Genomic DNA, 21,071 nt, shown 5'->3' on the forward strand with positions numbered 1-21,071 from the left:
AAAAGCCCCTAAAGCATCCTGGCTTAGCGCCGATAAAGATTACGAATGCGAAGTAACTGGGATGCCTGAGCCAGGCAACCGCCCAAGCGCTCGCAACGCCCAGCTACCTTAAGTACTAGCCCATTGGAGGCAACACCATGGCCCTTACCGTCAATACCAACATTGCGTCGCTCAACACCCAGCGCAACCTGAACTCGTCTTCCAATGCGCTGAATACTTCCCTGCAGCGTCTGTCCACCGGTTCGCGCATCAACAGCGCCAAGGACGACGCCGCCGGCCTGCAGATTTCCAACCGCATGAGCAGCCAGATCAGCGGCCTGGGCGTTGCCGTACGTAACGCCAACGACGGTATCTCCATGGCGCAGACCGCAGAAGGCGCCCTGCAGCAGACCACCGGCATCCTGCAGCGCATGCGTGACCTGTCCCTGCAGTCGGCCAACGGCTCCAACGGCGACTCCGAGCGCAAGGCACTGAACGGCGAAGTGGTGCAGTTGAAAAACGAACTGGACCGTATCGCCACCACTACCCGCTTCGGTAGCAAGCAGTTGTTCGACGGCACCCTGAAAGAGAATATCCAGGTCGGCGCCAACGCCAACGAAACCATCAACGTGGCGATCTCCAGCTTCCGCACCGTCGACATGGGCACCACCGCTTCGCGGGAAGCCACCGCGGCCAAGCTCAGCGCGAGCAATGCGGTCACCAGTCGGACCATCGGCGCGTCGGGTGGCTCCGCGGCCGCGGCCCAGGTCGATGGCAGCGCCTCGACCCTGGTCGGTTCGGCCGCTCCAACCACAGATTTTGACAACAGTGTTGCGGGAACTGCGTCCACGCTGACAGGGAGCGCTGCGCCTACCACGCTGGTTATTGATGGCACCAACAATACTCTGGATCTTAGTGGTGGAGGCATTAGTGGTACTGTAAGTCTCACTCTGAGCTCTGCAACCTATGGTACTGATCAGCTTCTTGCAGATGAGATCAATACTCAAATTGCAGGGTCTGCAGCAGCGGGTCAAGTTACGGCCACCGTTTCTGGCGGTAACTTGGTGTTGACTGAGGTTGACGCGGGCAGTGGCTTCAGCGGTACAGATCTGGCGGTTGCGGGCAATGGTGCAGCTAATGCATTCGGTACTCCGGCCAATAATACTGCTGCAGCAACCGTGGCCAACACTGCCGCTGCGGACTTCACCATTGACTTCGGTGGCACCAACCAGAGCTTCACCCTCAATACTGACCTGACCGACGCAGCTGGCGTCCGGGACGAGATCAATACCCAGATTGCCGCAGGTGCGCTCAACGGGCTAGTCACAGCGTCTTTGGATGGCAGTGGTAACCTGCAGCTGACCGAAGTGGATGTGGGCAGCGATAGCCTCTATACAGCCGGAGCGCTGGCGGTTAGCGGTACGGGTGCAGCCTCCGTCTTCGGTGCAGGGCCAACCAGCACTACCGGTACCGCCGGTACGGCAGCGGTTGCAGCGGTTCCGGCTACCACCAACAGAAGCTTCGATATTTCTCTGGACGGCGGCACCGCTGCAACCATCACCATCGATGACGGTACCTACGACAGCCTGGAAGCCCTGGCCGACAACATCAACCAGAAGTTCGCCGCCGATGCCACCCTGAAAGGCGAGGTGCGTGCCACCGTCGATAACGGCCAGTTGCAGTTCGTTCGTTCCGACAAGGGCACGGCCAACAGCGTCACCGTCACTGCGGTGGCGGGCGATACGGGTCTGACCAACCTGGGCTTCGCCGATGCCGACACCATCGCCGGCACCGATGCCGGTGCAGTCGACAGCTCGGTCGAGCAGATCGATATCAGTACCGTCGAAGGGGCCCAGGCGGCGATCGCCACCCTGGATGCCGCGTTGGCCGAAGTGGACACCACCCGCGCCAACATGGGTGCGGTGCAGAACCGCTTCGAGTCGACCATCAGCAACCTGCAGAACGTCTCGGAAAACACCGCGGCTTCCCGTGGTCGTATCCTGGATACCGACTTCGCCGCGGAAACTGCCAATCTGAGCAAGAACCAGATTCTGCAGCAGGCCGGTACCGCGATTCTGGCTCAGGCCAACCAGTTGCCACAGGCAGTACTCAGCCTGCTGCGTTAAGCTCAGTGGCAGGTTAGCTTGAACCTCGGGGGGTAGTGCCTGGCGCTACTCCCCGCTTTGCCATTCGAGGTAAGGTTATGGATATCAATGCAGTAAGTAATGCAGGGCAGGTGGGCAGCGTCAGCCGTTTGCCGCGAAGCGATACGGCTCCTGGGGCCGAGCTCGGTCGTCCTCCGGTCGCGGTGCCAGCAGAGCAGGTGCAGCCCGCTGCGCAGCAGGCGCCGTCACGTGAGCCGGTGGAAGAGGCCGTATCGAGTATCAAGGCGTTCGCCCAGAGCATTCAGCGCAACCTGAATTTCGCCCTGGATGACTCGAGTGGACAGGTCGTGGTCAAGGTGACCGATGGCATCTCCGGCGAGGTTATCCGGCAGATCCCCTCGGAAGACGCATTGCGCCTGGCCGAGAGCCTGGAAGAGGCGCGCAGTTTGCTGTTCAAGGCGGAAGCCTAGAACGGCACGCTTCTTGATTGCTCTTGTCTCTACAGGGGTAGCGTCAACTCCATGACGAGGTGGTCAGCATGGCAGGCATAACAGGTATCGGTTCCGGCCTTGATATCAACAGCATCGTAGGTGCGTTGATCAATGCCGAGAAGGCTCCCAAGCAGGCGCAGCTCGCGCGTCTGGAAAAAGCGTCCACTACCAAGTTCTCCGCATTGGGGCAGCTCAAGGGTGCGCTCGGTACCTTCCAGACTGCCATGAAGAATCTCAACAGTCCGGCGTTGTTCGAGAAGCGCACGGCGACCTCTTCCAATAGCAGCGCGCTCACGGCTACAGCCAGCAAGACTGCGCTGGCAGGCAGCTACAAGGTCACGGTGGAGCGTCTGGCCAGTGCCAGCAAGGTTGCTACCGCCGCATTGGCCAGTGATTTTGCGGCGACTGGCACTGGCCAGTTGAGCGTCAAGCTCGGCGCCAGTGATGCAGGGGTAAGCGTCGATATCGCCAGCGGCGATACTCTGGTGGGCATCCGTGACAAGCTGAATGCGGCGCTGAAGGACAAGGGCATCACCGCCAATATCGTCAACAATCCGGCAGACGGCACCTCGCGTCTGGTCCTGAATGCCAAGGAGACGGGGGGTGGCCAGGATATTTCCATCGAAACCGCCGATGCCGGTCTGACTGCCCTGGTCGTCGATGGCGCGAGCGAGGTCGTGGGCGATGCTGCCGGTTATCTGCAGCAGGCGGCAGATGCGGAGTTCACCATCGATGGTCTGGCACTGAAAAGCTCGAGCAACAGCGTCGATGGCGCCATCCCTGACGTAACTTTTACCCTGGTTGGCAAGACCGAAGTGGACAAGCCGTTGACGGTCAACGTCGGTCAGGATAAGTCCGGGGTTACCGCCAACATCAAGAAATTCGTCGAGGCTTACAACAAGCTGATAGCCACCACCAGTGAGCTGACCAGCGTAGTGGCCGTGGGCGAGGGTAAGGCGCCGGTTGTCGGTGGCCTGGTTGGCGATGCTTCGGTGCGTATGCTGCTGAGCGGTGTGCGTAACGAGCTGGTCAATCCGGCTGATCAGGAGGGCGTGCGGGTGTTGGCCGATTTGGGGATCACCACCCAGAAAGACGGTACCCTGAAAATCGACGATGCCACGTTGAGCACGGCGCTCACCGATAATTTCGATGCAGTGGGCGCCTTTTTTACTGGCGATAACGGCCTGATGAGTCGCGTCGACAAGCGCATCGATGGTTTTGCCAAGACTGGTGGTGTGCTTGAGCAACGCATGAGTGGTCTGCAATCCACCCTGACGGGCATCGACAAGCAGCGGGAAACCTTGAATCGACGTGTCGAGCAGATGCAGGCACGACTGCTTTCCCAGTTCAACGCGATGGACGCGTTGGTGGGCCAGTTGAACCAGACCAGTGAGCGACTTGCCCAGTCTTTAGGCAACCTGCCAGGCGTAGTTAAACAGGACTATTGATTCGTGAATAACCCAATCGACACCTACAAAACCGTCAAGACCAGCCAGGAAGTCAGTCCTTACCGTGCCGTGCAATTGTTGCTCGATGGCGCATTGGAGCGGATTTCCCTGGCATTGCTGGCTCAACAGCAAGGCAGTCCCGATGTGCGTGGCGAAGCCGTGGGCGGGACCCTGTCCATCATCGGCATTCTCCAGGGCAGCCTGGACAAGCAGCTGGGCGGCGAACTGGCGGAAAATCTGGATTCGTTGTACGACTACATGACCCGGCGCCTGGCCGGTGTGGCGCTGGACAAGACTCCGCAGAGCCTGGAAGAGGTGCAGGGCTTGCTGGCGCAGATACGTGATGCCTGGAGTGCGATCGGGCCTGAGGTCGAGCCTGTCGCGTCCTGATTACGGCGGCGATTCATTGGCCTGTGCAATGGCTTGCTGGTTCCTGTTTGACGAGTTAAATCAATCAGTTGTGTTCTTTACATGTCGCCCTAAAGCTGCCGCCGGAACTGCCGATACATGAAGTATTCCCGCACCACACTGGAGTACATTCAGCATGAACGCGATGACGGCCATGAAGCAGTATCAAAACGTCAACACCCAGGCTCAGGCCGTGGATGCCAGTCCCCATCGGTTGATCCAAATGCTGATGGAAGGCGGTCTGACTCGCATCGCCCAGGCGCGTGGCGCCATGGAGCGCCAGCAGACGGCGATAAAGGGCGAACTGATCGGCAAGGCCATCGCTATCATCGGTGGCCTGCGCGAAGGCCTGGATCTGCAGCAGGGTGGCGAGTTGGCAGCCAACCTGGATAGCCTCTACCAGTACATGGTTTCTCGTCTACTCGAGGCCAATGTTAAAAATGACGCCGCGTCGCTCGATGAAGTGGCGGGGCTGTTGCGAAATGTGAAGTCCGGCTGGGACGCGATCGGCCAGTGATGCAGCCTGGCGCTTAAGGAGCACGCTCATGAGTTCATCTGTCCAGCGTCTGGAAAAGACCGGAAGCGCCTTGCGCGATGCCCTGGCCGCACAGGATTGGGCGGCCATCGGCGAACTGGATCTGCAGTGCCGCCAAGCCGTTGACGAAGCCATGGTCGAGTCCGTGCAGGACGAAGACGTGCTGCGCGCACGCATGCAGGAATTGCTGGACCTGTACCGCGAGCTGGTCGATGTCTGTCAGTCGGAGCAACGGCGCCTGGCGGACGAGCTGATGCAGCTGAACCAGGCCCAGCAAGGGGCCAAGGTCTACCAGTTGTTCGGGTGATGGGTCGGCGGTCAGCCAGTATGCAATAATCCACAATCCGTAGGGCGTATATGGACTCCTCCTATAGGCGGCATCTGCGTGCCAAGTAATGTGTTCTGAGTAAGAGTCACAGTACTCACCAAGAGGAGGAGTCCATCCCATCATCACTCGCCGCAGGCAGTGCGCCACGGATAGTTGGTGCAGCACAATAGCTGGCGGGTTGTCGCTTCGCTCCGAAGCCGCCCTACGATAGGATCATCGTCCTACTGGTCTTGCTCCCCCTTCTTGCAAACAATCGCTTAGGCACTTGGTCGTGAATATCAAAAAAAGCACGCCATAAAATTGACTATTCTCGAGAAATTGACTTTACTAGCGGCCAATTGCCAGCGTACAGAGTGCGCTTCCGTTCGCTCCCAGGATCAGATCAAAATATGTGGCGTGAAACGAAAATTCTGCTGATTGACGATGACAGCGAGCGGCGTCGTGATTTGACGGTCATCCTCAATTTCCTGGGCGAAGATCACCTCGCGTGTGGCAGCCGTGACTGGCAGGATGCGGTGGCTCAATTGGCCTCCAGTCGCGAGGTGCTCAGCGTATTGCTCGGTGATGTGCTGGCCAAGGGCGGGGTCCTGGAGATCCTCAAGCAAACGGCTGCCTGGGACGAGTTTCTGCCGATCCTGCTGATCGACGAACAGGCGGCTGCGGAATGGCCGGAAGAGTTGCGCCGCCGTGTGCTGGCGACCCTGGAAATGCCGCTTAGCTACAACAAGCTGCTCGATTCCTTGCACCGTGCTCAGGTCTACCGTGAGATGTACGACCAGGCGCGCGAGCGCGGTCGTCAGCGTGAGCCGAATCTGTTCCGCAGCCTGGTCGGTACCAGCCGCGCCATTCAGCAGGTGCGGCAGATGATGCAGCAGGTGGCGGATACCGAGGCCAGCGTGCTGATCCTCGGTGAGTCGGGCACCGGCAAAGAGGTTGTGGCGCGCAACCTGCACTATCACTCCAGGCGACGAGAGGCGCCTTTCGTGCCGATCAACTGTGGCGCGATTCCTGCGGAGTTGCTGGAAAGCGAACTGTTCGGTCATGAAAAGGGCGCCTTTACCGGAGCGATCACCAGCCGCGCCGGGCGTTTCGAGTTGGCCAATGGCGGCACCCTGTTCCTCGATGAAATTGGCGACATGCCCCTGTCGATGCAGGTCAAGCTGCTGCGGGTGCTGCAGGAGCGCACCTATGAGCGAGTTGGCAGCAACAAGACGCAAAGTGCCGACGTGCGCATCATCGCGGCGACCCACAAGAATCTGGAAGAGATGATCGAAGCGGGTAGTTTTCGCGAAGATCTCTACTACCGGCTCAATGTGTTCCCCATCGAAATGGCACCGCTGCGCGAGCGTATCGAAGATATTCCCCTGCTGATGAACGAGCTGATCTCGCGCATGGAGCACGAGAAGCGCGGCTCGATCCGTTTCAACTCGGCGGCGATCATGTCGCTGTGCCGCCACGACTGGGCGGGCAATGTGCGTGAGCTGGCCAATCTGGTCGAACGCATGGCGATCATGCATCCCTATGGGGTGATCGGCGTGGGCGAGCTGCCGAAGAAATTCCGTCATGTCGACGATGAAGACGAGGACCTGACCGCTAGCCTGCGTGAGGATCTGGAGGAGCGTGCAGCCATCATCGCCGGGCTGCCGGGCGTCAGTACGCCGGCCATGCTGCCGGCCGAAGGCCTCGACCTGAAGGACTACCTGGGCAACCTCGAGCAGGGCTTGATCCAGCAGGCGCTCGATGACGCCAGCGGTGTGGTGGCCCGGGCGGCAGAGCGCTTGCGCATTCGCCGCACCACCCTGGTCGAGAAAATGCGCAAGTACGGTATGAGCCGGCGTGACGACGAGGTTCAGGAAGACTGATACCAAGCAGCGCGCGTAGCGCGCTGCTTGGTTCGCTGGGCGACCCGGGCGGTGTCCATTCTGAGGTAGGGCGGCCTCGGCGCGCAGTGACAACCCGCCAGCTCTGCGTCGCGCCGATAACCCACGGTGCACTGCCTGCGGCGGGTGACACCCTACGGGTCGCGATTTGCCCCAGATTCAACGATACCTTCGCACTGTAGGGCGGCCTCGGAGCGAAGCGACAACCCGCCAGCTTTATGCCGCGCCGATGGACCATGGTGCACTGCCTACGGCGAGTGACACCCTACGGATCGCGGGTTGTTCAAGACCCGGTATGGCGTGCATCAGGCTCGCCGCCGCCCCAGATTACGCTTGAGCTCATCCAGGCTACGGTATGGTCAACGTCACCGGTCCCAACCCATCCGACCGCTCGGTGAGCAATGGCGTCCGCCGGCCGCAGTCAGCGAGTCAGGGTCTTGGCACCGCTGCATTCAATTCAGCCGGGGCTTTGACGCAATTGGCGGGCTTGTTTTTCAAGGCATTGATAAATAGCTAATTTTTTTTAGGCACGGGTATTGCTAACTCTCTGCTAACTGACTGTCTTATGACGGCTCGCCAGGCGAGAGAGAACAATGAAGCCCAATGCCCAACCTTCCCCGAATGCCGAACTTGAACCTGCGGCTCCTCAGGAGCTGGCCAGTCGCGCGAGCCTGGAACAGGCGTTTGCCCGCTTCAACCAGATGTCGACTCAGTTCAGCGAGTCTTACAGCATGCTGGAGGATCGGGTCGCCGAGTTGAAGGGGCAGTTGGCCCTGATCAGCGCCCAGCGCATGCAGGAGCTGGCCGAGAAGGAGCGCCTGGCCTACCGCCTGCAAAGCCTGCTGGATCTGCTGCCCGGCGGGGTCATCGTTATCGACGGGCAGGGCGTGGTGCGTGAAGCCAATCCGGTGGCGTGCAATCTGCTCGGTCTGCCGCTGCTCGGCATGCTCTGGCGTCAGGTGATCGCGCGCAACTTCGCCCCGCGCGAGGACGATGGCCACGAAGTCTCCCTGAAAGATGGTCGACGCCTGTCGATTGCCACTCGCTCGCTGCAGGGCGAGCCGGGCCAACTGGTGCTGCTCACCGACCTGACAGAAACCCGGCGCCTGCAGGATCAGCTGGCGCGGCATGAGCGCTTGTCCGCGCTCGGGCGCATGGTCGCCTCCCTGGCCCATCAGATTCGTACGCCGCTCTCGGCGGCGTTGCTCTATGCCAGCCATTTGACCGAGCAGGTGTTGCCGGTCGAACAGCAGCAGCGCTTCGCCGGGCGCTTGAAGGAGCGTCTGCATGAGCTGGAGCACCAGGTGCGCGACATGCTGGTCTTCGCCCGTGGCGACCTGCCGCTGCCGGATCGGCTGACGCCCAAGGCATGGTTCGAGGCCCTGCAGGCGGCGGCCGAGCCCCATGTGCGCGACATGACGGTGCGCTGGCAATGCGACAGCCGTGACGGCGAGTTGCTGTGTAATCGCGACACCCTGGTCGGTAGCGTGCTCAACCTGATCGAGAATGCGATCCAGGCCGCCGGGCGCGAGGCGCGCTTGAAGATTCACCTGTATCAGCGCGGCAACAGCCTGCGCCTGTGCATCAGCGACAACGGCCCGGGCATAGACAGCGTCACCCTGGCTCGCCTGGGCGAGCCCTTCTTTACCACCAAGGCCACCGGTACCGGCCTCGGCCTGGCGGTGGTCAAGGCGGTTGCGCGCGCCCATCAGGGCGAATTGCAGGTGCGTTCGCGGATCGCGCGCGGCACCTGCGCCTTATTGATTTTGCCGCTGCTGCCCGCGGCGCAACCCTTGATTCAGGAGTAACCCCATGGCTGCCAAAGTTCTACTGGTCGAAGACGACCGCGCCCTGCGCGAAGCCCTGGCCGATACCCTGGCGCTGGGTGGTCACGACTACCGGGCGGTGGATTGCGCCGAAGCGGCGCTCACGGCCCTGGGGCAAGAACCCTTTGGCTTGGTGATCAGCGACGTGAACATGCCGGGCATGGACGGCCATCGGTTATTGGCCCTGATTCGCCAGCGCCAGCCGCAACTACCGGTGTTGCTGATGACCGCCTTCGCGGCGGTCGAGCGTGCGGTGGATGCGATACGCCAGGGCGCGGCGGATTATCTGGTCAAGCCGTTCGAGCCGCAAACCCTGCTGGCGCTGGTCGATCGCCATGCCCTCGGGCGCGTGACGGCGGCCGAGCAGGACGGTCCGGTGGCGCTGGAGCCGGCCAGCGTGCAATTGCTCGAGCTGGCCACGCGGGTGGCGCAGAGCGATTCGACGGTGTTGATCACCGGCGAGTCCGGCACCGGCAAGGAGGTGTTGGCGCGTTTCATTCACCAGCAGTCGCCACGGGCGGCGAAGCCCTTCATTGCCATCAACTGTGCGGCGATTCCCGACAACATGCTCGAGGCCACGTTGTTCGGCCATGAGAAGGGCTCTTTCACCGGCGCCATCGCCAGCGCGCCGGGCAAGTTCGAGCTGGCCGAGGGCGGCACCATTCTGCTCGATGAAATTTCCGAGATGCCACAAGGTTTGCAGGCCAAGCTGTTGCGCGTGCTGCAGGAGCGTGAAGTGGAGCGGGTCGGTGGGCGCAAGCCGATCAGCCTGGATATTCGCGTACTGGCCACCAGTAACCGCGACCTGGCCGGCGAAGTGGCGGCGGGGCGCTTCCGCGAGGACCTCTACTATCGCCTGTCGGTCTTCCCGCTGGCCTGGCAGCCGCTGCGCGAGCGCCCGGCCGACATCCTGCCGTTGGCCGAGCGGCTGCTGGCCAAGCACGTCAAAAAAATGAATCACGCGCCTATTCGGCTTTCGCCGCAGGCGCAGGCGAGTCTGGTGAGCCATGCCTGGCCGGGTAACGTGCGTGAGCTGGATAACGCCCTTCAGCGTGCGCTGATCCTGCAGCAGGGTGGTTTGATCCAGCCGCAGGATCTGTGCCTGGCAGCCACTGTCGGCAGTCTCGCGTCTGCGCCCAGGCCGTTCCTGGCGATGGTGCCGGCGAGCGTCCCGCTGCCGCCGGAGGTTGTGTCGGCCGAGGCTGGTGCCTTGGGTGAAGACCTGCGCCGGCATGAGTTCCAGATGATCATCGATATCCTGCGCGCCGAGCGCGGGCGGCGCAAAGAAGCCGCCGAGCGCCTGGGCATCAGCCCGCGCACCCTGCGCTACAAGCTGGCACAGATGCGCGATGCCGGCATGGATGTGGAGGCCTATCTGTTTGCCAGCTAGCGCTGGCAGCGGCAAGCCGAAAAGGGTGGACGTAGGGTGGGCTCAGGAGCGCAGCGAACAGTCCACCGCCACCCTGCCATCAGCCGGGAACCTTGCCACGGCGTACTGCTTTGCGAGTACGCCCTACGGTCTGCTCCGTGCTCCGATTGTACGTAAAAGCCGTAGCCAGGTTGGGCGAGGAGGGTGGACGTAGGGTGGACTCAGGAGCGCAGCGAACAGTCCACCGCCACCCTGCCATCAGCCGGGAGCCTTGCCACGGCGTACTGCTTCGCGAGTACGCCTGACGGTGTGGCCCTATATTGGCAAATTCAAGCTGTAAGCCGTAATCGTTAAGCCACAAGAAGAAGCCCGTCTCCTGCGGCTTCATCCGGGCCGAGCTTTGGCTGTTGCTTGCAGCTTTTGGCTTACGGCTTGCGATTGCCGTTATCTGGCACCCTTGTTGCAATACCTCTGCTACGAGCCGCGTAGTGTCAAAAAACCGCGGCCAGTGGAGGAAGGTCATGAGCCAGGGTATTGAATTCAACCGCTTGATGCTGGAAATGCGTTCCATGCAGACCGAGGCGATGGCGCGGCAGAAGCCGGTCGCCAGCGTGCCGGAGCCCGGTGCTCCGAGCTTCTCGGACATGCTGGGGCAGGCGGTGAACAAGGTCAACGAAACCCAGCAGGCCTCCAATCAACTGGCCACTGCCTTTGAAATGGGCAAGAGCGGGGTGGACTTGAGCGATGTGATGATCGCCTCGCAGAAAGCCAGCGTGTCTTTCCAGGCCATGACTCAGGTGCGCAACAAGCTGGTTCAGGCGTATCAAGACATCATGCAGATGCCGGTTTAAGGGTAGGTTCTAGATTATGGCCGACGCACTCGCCAGCAACATTCCCGCCACGACTGCTGGCAATGACTCGAGCAAGCCGCTGTTCGGCCTGGCGTTTCTGGAGAACCTCGCGGACATGTCGATGCTCCGCCAGCTCGGCCTGATGGTCGGCCTGGCCGCCAGCGTCGCCATTGGTTTTGCCGTGGTGCTCTGGTCGCAGCAGCCGGATTACCGTCCGCTGTATGGCAGCCTGGAGGGGATGGACGCTTCTCAGGTCATGCAGACCCTGGGCGCCGCCGACATCAGCTACACCGTCGAACCCAGTTCTGGCGCGCTGCTGGTCAAGGCCGATGATCTGGCGCGGGCACGCATGCGTCTGGCCGCCGCCGGCGTGGCGCCGAGCGATAACAACATCGGCTTCGAGATTCTCGACAAGGAACAGGGCCTCGGCACCAGCCAGTTCATGGAAGCCACGCGTTATCGCCGTGGTCTGGAAGGCGAGTTGGCGCGCACCGTGTCCAGCCTCAACAACGTCAAGGCTGCGCGGGTGCACCTGGCCATTCCGAAGAGTTCGGTGTTCGTGCGTGACGAACGCAAGCCCAGCGCCTCGGTGCTGGTCGAGCTGTATTCGGGGCGCGGTCTGGAGCCGAGCCAGGTGACGGCCATCATCAACCTGGTGGCCACCAGCGTGCCCGAGCTGGACAAGGCACAGGTCACGGTGGTCGACCAGAAAGGCAACCTGCTGTCCGATCAGCAGGAGACGTCCGCGCTGAGCATGGCCGGCAAGCAGTTCGACTACAGCCGGCGCATGGAGAGCATGCTCACCCAGCGCGTGCACAATATCTTGCAACCGGTGCTCGGTGCCGGGCGCTACAAGGCCGAGGTGTCGGCCGATGTCGACTTCAGCGCGGTCGAGTCCACCTCGGAAATGTTCAACCCGGATCAGCCGGCGTTGCGCAGCGAACAACAGGTCAACGAGCAACGCAGCAGCGGCAGCCAGTCGCCGCTGGGCATACCGGGCGCCCTGAGCAATCAGCCGCCGGGCGCCGCGGGCGCACCGGAGAAGGCCGGTGGAGCGGCGGCCGCAGGCGGGGCGATTGCCGCGGGTCAGCCGCTGGTGGACGTCAACGGCCAGCAGGTCATGGACCCGGTGACCGGTCAGCCGATGCTGGCGCCTTTCCCGGCGGACAGGCGCGAACAATCGACGCGCAATTTCGAACTGGATCGCTCGATCAGCCACACCAAGCAGCAACAGGGCCGTCTGCGCCGCCTGTCGGTGGCGGTGGTGGTCGACGATCAGGTCAAGGTCGATGCCGCCACTGGCGAAACCAGCCGCACGCCCTGGACCATCGACGAACTGGCACGCTTCACCCGCCTGGTGCAGGACTCGGTCGGCTTCGATGCCAGCCGCGGCGACAGCGTCAGCGTGATCAATACGCCATTCTCCGCCGTGATCGGCGAAGAAATCGCCGAGATTCCGTTCTACACCCAGCCCTGGTTCTGGGACGTGGTCAAGCAAGTGCTCGGCGTGTTGTTCATTCTGGTCCTGGTATTCGGCGTGTTGCGCCCGGTGTTGAACAATATCACCGGTGGCGGTAAAGGCCGGAGCCTGGCAACTGGCGGTCGCCATGGCGATGCCGAACTGGGTGACATGGGCGGTCTGGACGGCGAGCTGGCCGCCGACCGGGTCAGCCTCGGCGGCCCGCAAAGCATCCTCCTGCCGAGCCCGAGCGAGGGGTATGATGCGCAGCTAAATGCAATCAAGAGCCTGGTGGCGGAAGATCCGGGCCGCGTTGCCCAGGTGGTGAAAGAGTGGATCAACGCCGATGAGTGAGAACCGTACAGCCGCCAAGTTGAGCAAGGTCGAGAAGGCCGCGATCCTCCTGCTGTCGCTCGGTGAAACCGATGCCGCACAGGTGTTGCGCCACCTCGGGCCGAAGGAAGTGCAGCGCGTCGGCGTGGCCATGGCCGGCATGCGCAACGTGCACCGCGAGAAGGTCGAGCAGGTGATGGGCGAGTTCGTCGACATCGTCGGCGACCAGACCAGCCTGGGCGTGGGTGCCGACGGTTATATCCGCAAGATGCTGACCCAGGCCCTGGGCGAAGACAAGGCCGGCAACCTGATCGACCGTATCCTGCTCGGCGGCAGCACCAGCGGCCTGGACAGCCTGAAATGGATGGAGCCGCGCGCCGTGGCCGACGTGATCCGCTACGAGCATCCGCAGATCCAGGCGATCGTGGTGGCCTACCTCGACCCCGACCAGGCCGGCGAGGTGCTCGGCCATTTCGACCACAAGGTGCGCCTGGATATTGTCCTGCGCGTGTCCTCGCTGAATACCGTGCAGCCGGCGGCACTCAAGGAACTCAACCAGATTCTCGAGAAGCAATTCTCCGGCAGCTCCAACAGCACCCGCGCCAGCATGGGCGGGGTCAAGCGGGCGGCCGACATCATGAACTTCCTCGACAGCTCGATCGAGGGCCAGTTGATGGACTCGATCCGCGAGGTCGACGAAGATCTGTCGTCGCAGATCGAAGACCTGATGTTCGTCTTCGACAACCTCGCCGAGGTCGACGACCGCGGCATCCAGGCGCTGCTGCGCGAGGTTTCCTCCGATGTGCTGGTGCTGGCGCTCAAGGGCGCGGACGAGGCGATCAAGGAGAAGGTCTTCAAGAACATGTCCAAGCGCGCGGCCGAGCTGCTGCGCGACGATCTGGAAGCCAAGGGCCCGGTGCGGGTCAGCGACGTGGAAACGGCGCAGAAGGAAATTCTCACCATTGCCCGGCGCATGGCCGAAGCCGGGGAAATCGTCCTCGGTGGCAAGGGTGGCGAAGAGATGGTTTAACCGGAGAAGATCGGCATGGCCCCCAAGGAAGCGCCCAGCGAGTTGATTCGCGCCCAGGACATCAGCGTCATCGACCGCTGGGCATTGCCCAGCTTCGACCCGCAGGTCGAGGCTGCCGGCGCCGATCCGACGAGCGAGGCCGGCGCAGCCGCAGCCGCAGCCGAGTCCGCCGAGGCGGGGCCGGCTGAGTCCGAGGATGTGGCCCTGGAAGACGTCAAGCCCTTGACGCTGGATGAGCTGGAGGCGATTCGCCAGGACGCCTACAACGAAGGCTTCAGCACCGGCGAGAAGGACGGTTACCACAGCGGTCAGCTGAAAGCCAAGCAGGAGGCCGATAGCGCGCTGGCAGGCAAGCTGCTCGCCGTCGAGCAGCTGATGCAGCAGCTGTTCGAGCCGATTGCCGAGCAGGACCAGCAGCTCGAAGTGGCGCTGGTCAACCTGGTCAGCCACATGGCCCGCGAAGTGATCCAGCGCGAGCTGAGCAGCGACTCCAGCCAGATCCGTCAGGTCTTGCGCGAAGCCCTCAAGTTGCTGCCGATGGGCGCCGGCAACGTGCGTATTCAGCTCAATCCGCAAGACTTCGAGATGGTCAAGGCCCTGCGCGAGCGCCACGAAGAGAGCTGGCGGATTGTCGAAGACGACAACCTGTTGCCCGGCGGTTGTCGGGTCGAGACGGAACACAGCCGTATCGATGCGAGCATAGAAACCCGCCTGGCCCAGGCGCTGAAGCAGCTGTTCGAGCAGCAGCGCGAGCAGGCTACCCACCCGCTCCCAGCCGATATTCAGCTCGACCTGAACGGGGCCAAGGAGCCGCCGCATGCGTCTTGAACGCACCAGTTTCGCCAAGCGCCTGGCCGGTTACCGCGAGGTGCTGCAGTTGCCTAGCCAGCCGGTGGTCGAAGGGCGTTTGCAGCGCATGGTCGGCCTGACCATGGAGGCCGAGGGCCTGCGCGCGGCACTCGGCAGTCGCTGCCTGGTGATCAACGATGACAGCTATCACCCGGTGCAGGTCGAAGCCGAGGTGATGGGCTTCGCCAACGGCAAGAGCTACCTGATGCCGGTCGGCAGCCTGGCCGGCATCGCGCCAGGGGCGCGGGTGGTGCCGCTGCCGGACAGCGGACGTTTGCCGATGGGCAAGTCGATGCTCGGTCGGGTGCTGGACGGCACCGGGCGGGCGCTGGACGGCAAGGGTGGGATGAAGGCCGAAGACTGGGTGCCGCTGGATGGGCCGACGATCAATCCGCTGAAACGCCACCCGATCAGCCAGCCGCTGGATGTCGGCATCCGCAGCATCAACGGTCTGCTCACGGTCGGGCGCGGCCAGCGCATCGGTCTGTTCGCCGGTACCGGGGTCGGCAAGAGCGTGCTGCTGGGCATGATGACGCGCTTTACCGAGGCGGACATCATCGTGGTCGGCCTGATCGGCGAGCGTGGTCGCGAGGTCAAGGAGTTCATCGACGAGATCCTCGGTACCGAAGGCATCAAGCGTTCGGTGGTGGTCGCCTCGCCAGCGGACGATGCGCCGCTGATGCGCCTACGCGCGGCGATGTATTGCACGCGCATCGCCGAATACTTTCGCGACAAGGGCAAGAATGTCCTGTTGCTGATGGATTCGCTGACCCGTTTCGCCCAGGCCCAGCGCGAGATCGCCCTGGCCATTGGCGAACCGCCGGCGACCAAGGGCTATCCGCCGTCGGTGTTTGCCAAGCTGCCAAAACTGGTCGAGCGCGCCGGTAATGCGGAAGAGGGCGGCGGTTCGATCACGGCGTTCTACACGGTATTGAGCGAAGGCGACGACCAGCAGGATCCGATTGCCGACGCCGCGCGCGGCGTGCTCGACGGTCACATCGTACTGTCGCGGCGCCTGGCCGAGGAGGGCCATTACCCAGCCATCGACATCGAGGCCTCGATCAGCCGCGTCATGCCGCAAGTGGTGACCAGCGAACACCAGCGTAGCGCGCAGCGTTTCAAGCAGCTGTGGGCGCGCTATCAGCAGAGTCGCGACCTGATCAGCGTCGGCGCCTACGTGCCCGGCGGCGATGCCGATACCGACCTGGCCATCGCGCGCCAGCCGGCGATGGTCAGATACCTGCGCCAGGGGCTGGGCGACAGTGAAAGCCTGGAGCGCAGCAGTGCGCTGCTGGCGGCGACCTTCAACCCCAACGCCGCGCCGGGGGGCTAAGTGTCGACCAGTCGCGCCGCGCGTCTGGCGCCGGTTATCGAGATGGCCGAGCGCGCCGCGCGCGAGGCCGCCTTGCAACTCGGCCACTGTCAGGGGCTGCTGCGCCAGGCTCAGGTCAAGCTGGGCGAACTGGAGCAATACCGCGGCGACTATCAGCAACAGTGGATCAGCGAAGGCCAGCGCGGGGTTTCCGGGCAGTGGCTGATGAACTACCAGCGCTTTCTTTCCCAGCTGGAAACCGCCATCGGCCAGCAGCGCCAGAGCGTGGCCTGGCATGGCAACAACCTGGACAAGCTGCGGGTGGTCTGGCAGCAGCGCTATGCGCGCCTGGAGGGCCTGCGCAAGCTGGTTCAGCGCTATCGGGAGGAGGCCCGCCTGAGCGCGGACAAGCGCGAGCAAAAACTCCTCGACGAGTTGGCCCAACGCATACGCCGGGACGATATCGCTTGATTGCCAGTTGCCGCTGGCGCTTGCGAGTGCTACATCTTGAGCACACGGATCGTGCATTCAGACTCGTTCAGTCGCGATAACCATCGCGCAGCCTTGTCTGGGGCGATCGACTGTTCTGCTCGAGTAAGGAGTTCTGTATGGCCATCACCTCGCTGCCCTCGCCCGATGGGCAAGAGTTGACCATTGTGATTCAGGGACGTTTCGATTTCGGCTCGCACCAGGAATTTCGTGACGCCTATGAGCGCGTCAACCTCAGCCCCAAACGCTATGTAGTGGATCTCAAGGGCACGACCTATCTCGACAGTTCGGCGCTGGGCATGTTGCTGTTGTTGCGCGATCACGCCGGTGGCGATCATGCGCAGATCCGCTTGCTCAACTGCAACCCGGATGTGCGCAAGATCCTCGCCATCTCCAATTTCGAACAACTGTTCCAGATCACCTAGCGCGAGCCTCTGAGCCATGCCTGCGCGTCTGTCGATTCTGATTGCCGAGGACAATGCGGCCGACCGCATGCTGTTGTCGACCATCGTCAGCCGTCAGGGCCATCGTAGCCTGACCGCCAGCAATGGCATGGAGGCGGTTGCCTTGTTCGCGCGGGAGCGTCCGCAGCTGGTGCTGATGGACGCCCTGATGCCGGTCATGGACGGCTTCGAGGCGGCACGTCGGATCAAACAGATGGCCGGCGAGGAGCTGGTGCCGATCATCTTCCTGACCTCGCTGACCGAAGGCGAAGCGCTGGTGCGTTGCCTGGAGGCGGGCGGCGATGACTTTCTCGCCAAACCCTACAATCGGGTGATCCTCGAGGCCAAGATCAATGCCATGGATCGTTTGCGCCGCCTGCAGGATACCGTGCTGCAGCAGCGCGACCTGATCGCCCAGCACAACGAGTACCTGCTCAACGAGCAGCGCGTGGCCAAGGCGGTATTCGACAAGGTGGCGCATTCCGGTTGTCTCGCCGCAGCGAATATCCGCTATCTGCAATCGCCCTATGCCTTGTTCAATGGCGATTTGCTGCTCGCCGCGTTCAAGCCTTCCGGTGAAATGCATGTGCTGCTCGGCGACTTTACCGGCCATGGCCTGCCGGCGGCGATCGGCGCCATGCCGCTGGCCGAGGTGTTCTATGGCATGACCGCCAAGGGCTATTCCCTGACGGAAATCCTCCGTGAGATCAACGCCAAGCTCAAGCGTATCCTGCCGCTGGGCGTGTTCTGTTGTGCCACCCTGCTCAGTATCAGCTTCCAGCGCCGGGTCGTGGAGGTGTGGAGCGGCGGCTTGCCGGACGGCTATCTGCTGCGCGCCAACGGCAGCGAGCGGGTGCCCCTGGTGTCGCGGCATCTGCCCTTGGGGGTGTTGGAGCCGGCAGCGTTCAATGACCGCTACGAGGTCTTCCCGCTGGAGTTGGGTGATCGGGTTTTCCTGCTGTCCGATGGCGTACTGGAAGCGCGCAACCAGCAGGACGAATTGTTCGGCGAGAGGCGCCTGCTCAGGGTGTTTGCCGCCAACCGCCAGCCGGCGCAGCTGTTTACGGAAATTCAGCAGGCGCTGCTGCGCTTTCGCGGCGAACTGCAGGACGATGTCAGCCTGGTCGAAGTCAGCATGGTCGAGGAGGGCAGCCTGAACCGTGGCCCCTTGATCTTCACCGGCAGTGGTCAGAACAGTCCGCTGGATTGGTCAGCGAGTTTCGAGTTTCGTGGCGAGACCCTGCGCCGCTTCAATCCGCTGCCGTTCCTGTTGCAGTTGCTGCTCGAGGTCGAGGGCTTGCGACCCCAGGGGGGCGCGCTCTACAGCGTGCTCACCGAGCTCTACTCGAATGCCCTGGAGCATGGGGTGCTGGGCCTGGATTCGAGTTTGAAATGCGATGCCGAAGGTTTCGCCGAGTATTACCTGCAGCGCAGCGCCCGCCTGACCCAGTTGCGTGAGGGCTATGTGCGTTTCCATCTGCAATTGGTTCCCGAATCTGCCGGCGGGCGGCTGACCGTGCGGGTCGAAGACAGTGGGGCGGGTTTCGATGAGCAGGCGATTCTGCAGCGACAGCTGCATGTTGACCGTCTGTGTGGGCGCGGCCTGGCGCTGGTGCGTCAGTTGAGCGAGCGCTGCACCTGGTCGGAGGATGGTCGGGGGGTTAGCGTGGAGTTTTCCTGGTCGGCTGGGGCATAATCCCGCGCCTGGTGATCAGGGAGCGAGCAGATGTCCGATATTCATCTCGATAGCGCGGTATTGGCTGCACTGCAGGATGTAATGGAGGATGAGTATCCGGTGTTGCTGGATACCTATCTGGCGGATTCAGAAGAACGCCTGCGCTTGTTGCATCAGACCCTGCGTGAGGCCGATGCACGGGGCCTGCGTCTGGCGGCGCACAGCTTCAAAGGCAGTTGCAGCAACATGGGCGCGCCCATACTCGCCGGCTTGTGCAGGCAACTGGAAGAAGTCGGTCGGCGCGAGGCGCTGGTCGAGGCGGCCGCGCTGATCGAGCAGATCGACCGTGAATTCGCCATCGTGCGCATTCTGTTCAAAGCCGAGCGCCAGCGTTATCGGCGATGAGAGCAGAAGAGTCGCTACCAGCCGCAAGCGACAAGTAACAGCAAAAGCCCGGCCTGGATGACATCTTCAGGGGCTGAATTTTTCTTGCAGCTTGCAGCTTATGGCTACCGCTCAACTCTACAACCCAACTTGGCCCGGCCTTTGCTAAGTCTATGGCACGACCCCATTTGAATGGAGAATGCCCATGGCCGTCGCCCCCGATCCGCTACTCCGGTCGGCACCGCAAATAAAGCCGAAAACCTCTGCGGGAAAAGCGCCGGAAAGACCGGCCGAGCCCCGTAAGAACGAGGCTTCCAGTTTTGCCCAGGTGTACGCCAAGGAGCGTCAGGCGAAAGCAGCAGAGCGCAGCGATGCGTCCGCCAAACCCGCTCGCCCGGGCAAACCCGAGACGCAGGATGCGCGGCATGCGCAAGCCCCAGAGGCTGCGACTGTCGCGCCGCAGCCGGAATTTGCCGATAGCGGCAAGCTTTTGCCGAACGCCTCGGACGTGGATGACCCGGCCCTCGATTCGCTGCTGGTGTTGGACTCGCCCGGCCAGCAGCCGCTCGATGGCGAAGCGGCAGGTCTCGGTCTTGATCTGGAGCTCGCCGGCGAGCCGCAGCCGCTGATGACGACTGCCCTGTCGGGCGCCTGGCCGACGCCGTCGACCCAGTTGCCAGCGGCCAACGCCGATGCCGAACTGGATGTGCTGGAGCAACTGCCGGCCGTGCAGATGGCTCTGGAATTGGGCGCCAAAGCCAAGGCCACAGTGGCCGAGCAGAGCGCGCCAGGCAGTGTGGCGACGCAAGCCGTGCAAGGCGCCGGGCAAAGCTTTGCCAGCGCCATCGCGGCCATGGGCACTCAGCAGGCGGAGCCCGAGCTCGACTTGCCGGCGCTCGAGCTGACCGCGCAGGGCCTGGAGGCGCTCAAGGAAAGCACCGCCGACAATCGGCCGGAAAACTTCGTCGCCCGGCTCAGTGCGCTGAGTCAGGCCGTTGCTCAGCAGGCCTCGCAAGCTCCGCGCGCCGGGTTGATGGCCGGTCAGCCGGTGCCCATGCAGCAGGCTGGTTGGAGCGAGGCCGTGGTGGATCGGGTGATGCTGCTCTCCAGCCAGAACCTCAAGTCCGCCGAGATTCAGCTCGATCCGGCCGAACTGGGGCGCCTGGAAGTGCGCATCAGCGTCAATCAGGAGCAGACTCAGGTGACCTTCGCCAGCGCCAACGCCGGAGTTCGTGAGGCCCTGGAAGGGCAGATGCACCGTCTGCGCGAGATGTTCGCCCAGCAAGGCATGAACCTGCTCGATGTGAATGTTTCCGATCAGTCGCTCAACCGCGGCTGGCAGGGGCAGGGCGGCGATGGCAAGGGACGTGGCGACGCGGGTAGCGAGCTGCTGGGCGGGGTTGACGAGGAGCTTGTGCCTCTCGGTGTGGAGCTCAAGGGTGGCCTGCCCGGCACCGGGCGCGGCATGGTCGACTATTACGCTTGACGGGCCGAATAGTTTCGCGTCTCGCTTGAGAGTGCACTTTTCGTCGGCTGCCACTCACCGCAGGCCGTGCACCGATGGTTCACCGGCGCGACACAGAATCTGGCGGGTTGTCGCTGCGCTCCGAAGCCGCCCTACCCGCAGGCAGTGCACCGATGGTTCGCCGGCGCGGGGCACAAAAGCTGGCGGGTTGTCGCTGCGCTCCGAGGCCGCCCTCCGAACGAATCGCCGTCCGCCCCCGCAATGGGGGCGGACGTGGCGTTTTCGGGTGACAGCAAGGGGCGAGACTGGTATACCCGCTGGCCATCGTTGAGTCGAACCTCGATTGCGTATGCTGTCGCACCATTGTCTGGGTGTTTCGCAGGCCCGGCACCCTGCAGATATTCGCAAGCTG

At 62.8% G+C, this 21,071-nt stretch carries 19 protein-coding genes; all 19 read left to right on the forward strand.

The genetic code is table 11. The features are described 5' to 3' along the window. The first annotated feature begins 137 nt into the window (after positions 1-137). Complete coding sequence (locus ABZE94_RS01785) at positions 138-2,105, forward strand: flagellin (RefSeq protein ID WP_372873819.1); 1,968 nt, start codon at positions 138-140, stop codon at positions 2,103-2,105. Positions 2,106-2,182: 77 nt separating this feature from the next. Next, positions 2,183-2,554 (forward strand): flagellar protein FlaG, encoded by a 372-nt coding sequence (locus ABZE94_RS01790; protein ID WP_372873820.1) that lies wholly within the window; start codon positions 2,183-2,185, stop codon positions 2,552-2,554. A 68-nt stretch (positions 2,555-2,622) separates the two neighbouring features. Continuing rightward, the gene (fliD, locus tag ABZE94_RS01795; protein WP_372873872.1) at positions 2,623-4,023 is read left to right on the forward strand and encodes a flagellar filament capping protein FliD; all 1,401 of its coding nucleotides are present in this window, start codon (positions 2,623-2,625) and stop codon (positions 4,021-4,023) included. 3 nt (positions 4,024-4,026) lie between these two features. Next, complete coding sequence (gene fliS / locus ABZE94_RS01800) at positions 4,027-4,413, forward strand: flagellar export chaperone FliS (protein ID WP_372873821.1); 387 nt, start codon at positions 4,027-4,029, stop codon at positions 4,411-4,413. A 154-nt stretch (positions 4,414-4,567) separates the two neighbouring features. Continuing rightward, positions 4,568-4,948, forward strand: coding sequence for a flagellar export chaperone FliS (gene fliS / locus ABZE94_RS01805; RefSeq protein WP_372873822.1), 381 nt, complete (start codon positions 4,568-4,570; stop codon positions 4,946-4,948). 28 nt (positions 4,949-4,976) lie between these two features. Beyond that, positions 4,977-5,273, forward strand: a complete 297-nt coding sequence (locus tag ABZE94_RS01810) for a flagellar protein FliT (RefSeq protein ID WP_372873823.1) — start codon at positions 4,977-4,979, stop codon at positions 5,271-5,273. Positions 5,274-5,683: 410 nt separating this feature from the next. Further along, positions 5,684-7,156 (forward strand): sigma-54 dependent transcriptional regulator, encoded by a 1,473-nt coding sequence (locus tag ABZE94_RS01815; protein WP_372873824.1) that lies wholly within the window; start codon positions 5,684-5,686, stop codon positions 7,154-7,156. A gap of 611 nt (positions 7,157-7,767) precedes the next feature. Next, positions 7,768-8,982: a PAS domain-containing sensor histidine kinase gene (locus ABZE94_RS01820; RefSeq protein WP_372873825.1), complete on the forward strand. Its 1,215-nt coding sequence runs from the start codon at positions 7,768-7,770 to the stop codon at positions 8,980-8,982. Positions 8,983-8,986: 4 nt separating this feature from the next. Then, entirely contained in the window at positions 8,987-10,390 is a 1,404-nt protein-coding gene (locus ABZE94_RS01825; RefSeq protein ID WP_372873826.1) for a sigma-54-dependent transcriptional regulator, read from the forward strand. 500 nt (positions 10,391-10,890) lie between these two features. Next, positions 10,891-11,220, forward strand: coding sequence for a flagellar hook-basal body complex protein FliE (fliE, locus tag ABZE94_RS01830; protein WP_372873827.1), 330 nt, complete (start codon positions 10,891-10,893; stop codon positions 11,218-11,220). A 16-nt stretch (positions 11,221-11,236) separates the two neighbouring features. Continuing rightward, positions 11,237-13,033: a flagellar basal-body MS-ring/collar protein FliF gene (gene fliF / locus ABZE94_RS01835; RefSeq protein ID WP_372873828.1), complete on the forward strand. Its 1,797-nt coding sequence runs from the start codon at positions 11,237-11,239 to the stop codon at positions 13,031-13,033. After that, positions 13,026-14,042 carry a flagellar motor switch protein FliG gene (fliG, locus tag ABZE94_RS01840; protein ID WP_372873829.1) on the forward strand — a complete coding sequence of 339 codons (1,017 nt, stop codon included), beginning with the start codon at positions 13,026-13,028 and terminating at the stop codon, positions 14,040-14,042. Before fliF ends, fliG begins: the two co-directional genes overlap by 8 nt. A gap of 15 nt (positions 14,043-14,057) precedes the next feature. Beyond that, positions 14,058-14,870: a flagellar assembly protein FliH gene (fliH, locus tag ABZE94_RS01845; RefSeq protein ID WP_372873830.1), complete on the forward strand. Its 813-nt coding sequence runs from the start codon at positions 14,058-14,060 to the stop codon at positions 14,868-14,870. Further along, positions 14,860-16,224 carry a flagellar protein export ATPase FliI gene (gene fliI / locus ABZE94_RS01850; RefSeq protein WP_372873831.1) on the forward strand — a complete coding sequence of 455 codons (1,365 nt, stop codon included), beginning with the start codon at positions 14,860-14,862 and terminating at the stop codon, positions 16,222-16,224. Before fliH ends, fliI begins: the two co-directional genes overlap by 11 nt. Continuing rightward, complete coding sequence (fliJ, locus tag ABZE94_RS01855; RefSeq protein WP_372873832.1) at positions 16,225-16,674, forward strand: flagellar export protein FliJ; 450 nt, start codon at positions 16,225-16,227, stop codon at positions 16,672-16,674. Positions 16,675-16,811: 137 nt separating this feature from the next. Continuing rightward, a complete protein-coding gene (locus ABZE94_RS01860) occupies positions 16,812-17,117 on the forward strand; it encodes an STAS domain-containing protein (protein WP_372873833.1) in 306 nt (101 codons plus the stop codon). A 16-nt stretch (positions 17,118-17,133) separates the two neighbouring features. Then, positions 17,134-18,831, forward strand: coding sequence for a SpoIIE family protein phosphatase (locus ABZE94_RS01865; protein ID WP_372873834.1), 1,698 nt, complete (start codon positions 17,134-17,136; stop codon positions 18,829-18,831). 30 nt (positions 18,832-18,861) lie between these two features. Next, the gene (locus ABZE94_RS01870; protein ID WP_372873835.1) at positions 18,862-19,215 is read left to right on the forward strand and encodes an Hpt domain-containing protein; all 354 of its coding nucleotides are present in this window, start codon (positions 18,862-18,864) and stop codon (positions 19,213-19,215) included. A 184-nt stretch (positions 19,216-19,399) separates the two neighbouring features. After that, the gene (locus ABZE94_RS01875; protein ID WP_372873836.1) at positions 19,400-20,680 is read left to right on the forward strand and encodes a flagellar hook-length control protein FliK; all 1,281 of its coding nucleotides are present in this window, start codon (positions 19,400-19,402) and stop codon (positions 20,678-20,680) included. The last annotated feature ends 391 nt before the right edge of the window (positions 20,681-21,071 follow it).

It is taken from the genome of Pseudomonas sp., assembly GCF_041601375.1.
Classification (GTDB): Bacteria; Pseudomonadota; Gammaproteobacteria; order Pseudomonadales; family Pseudomonadaceae; genus Aquipseudomonas.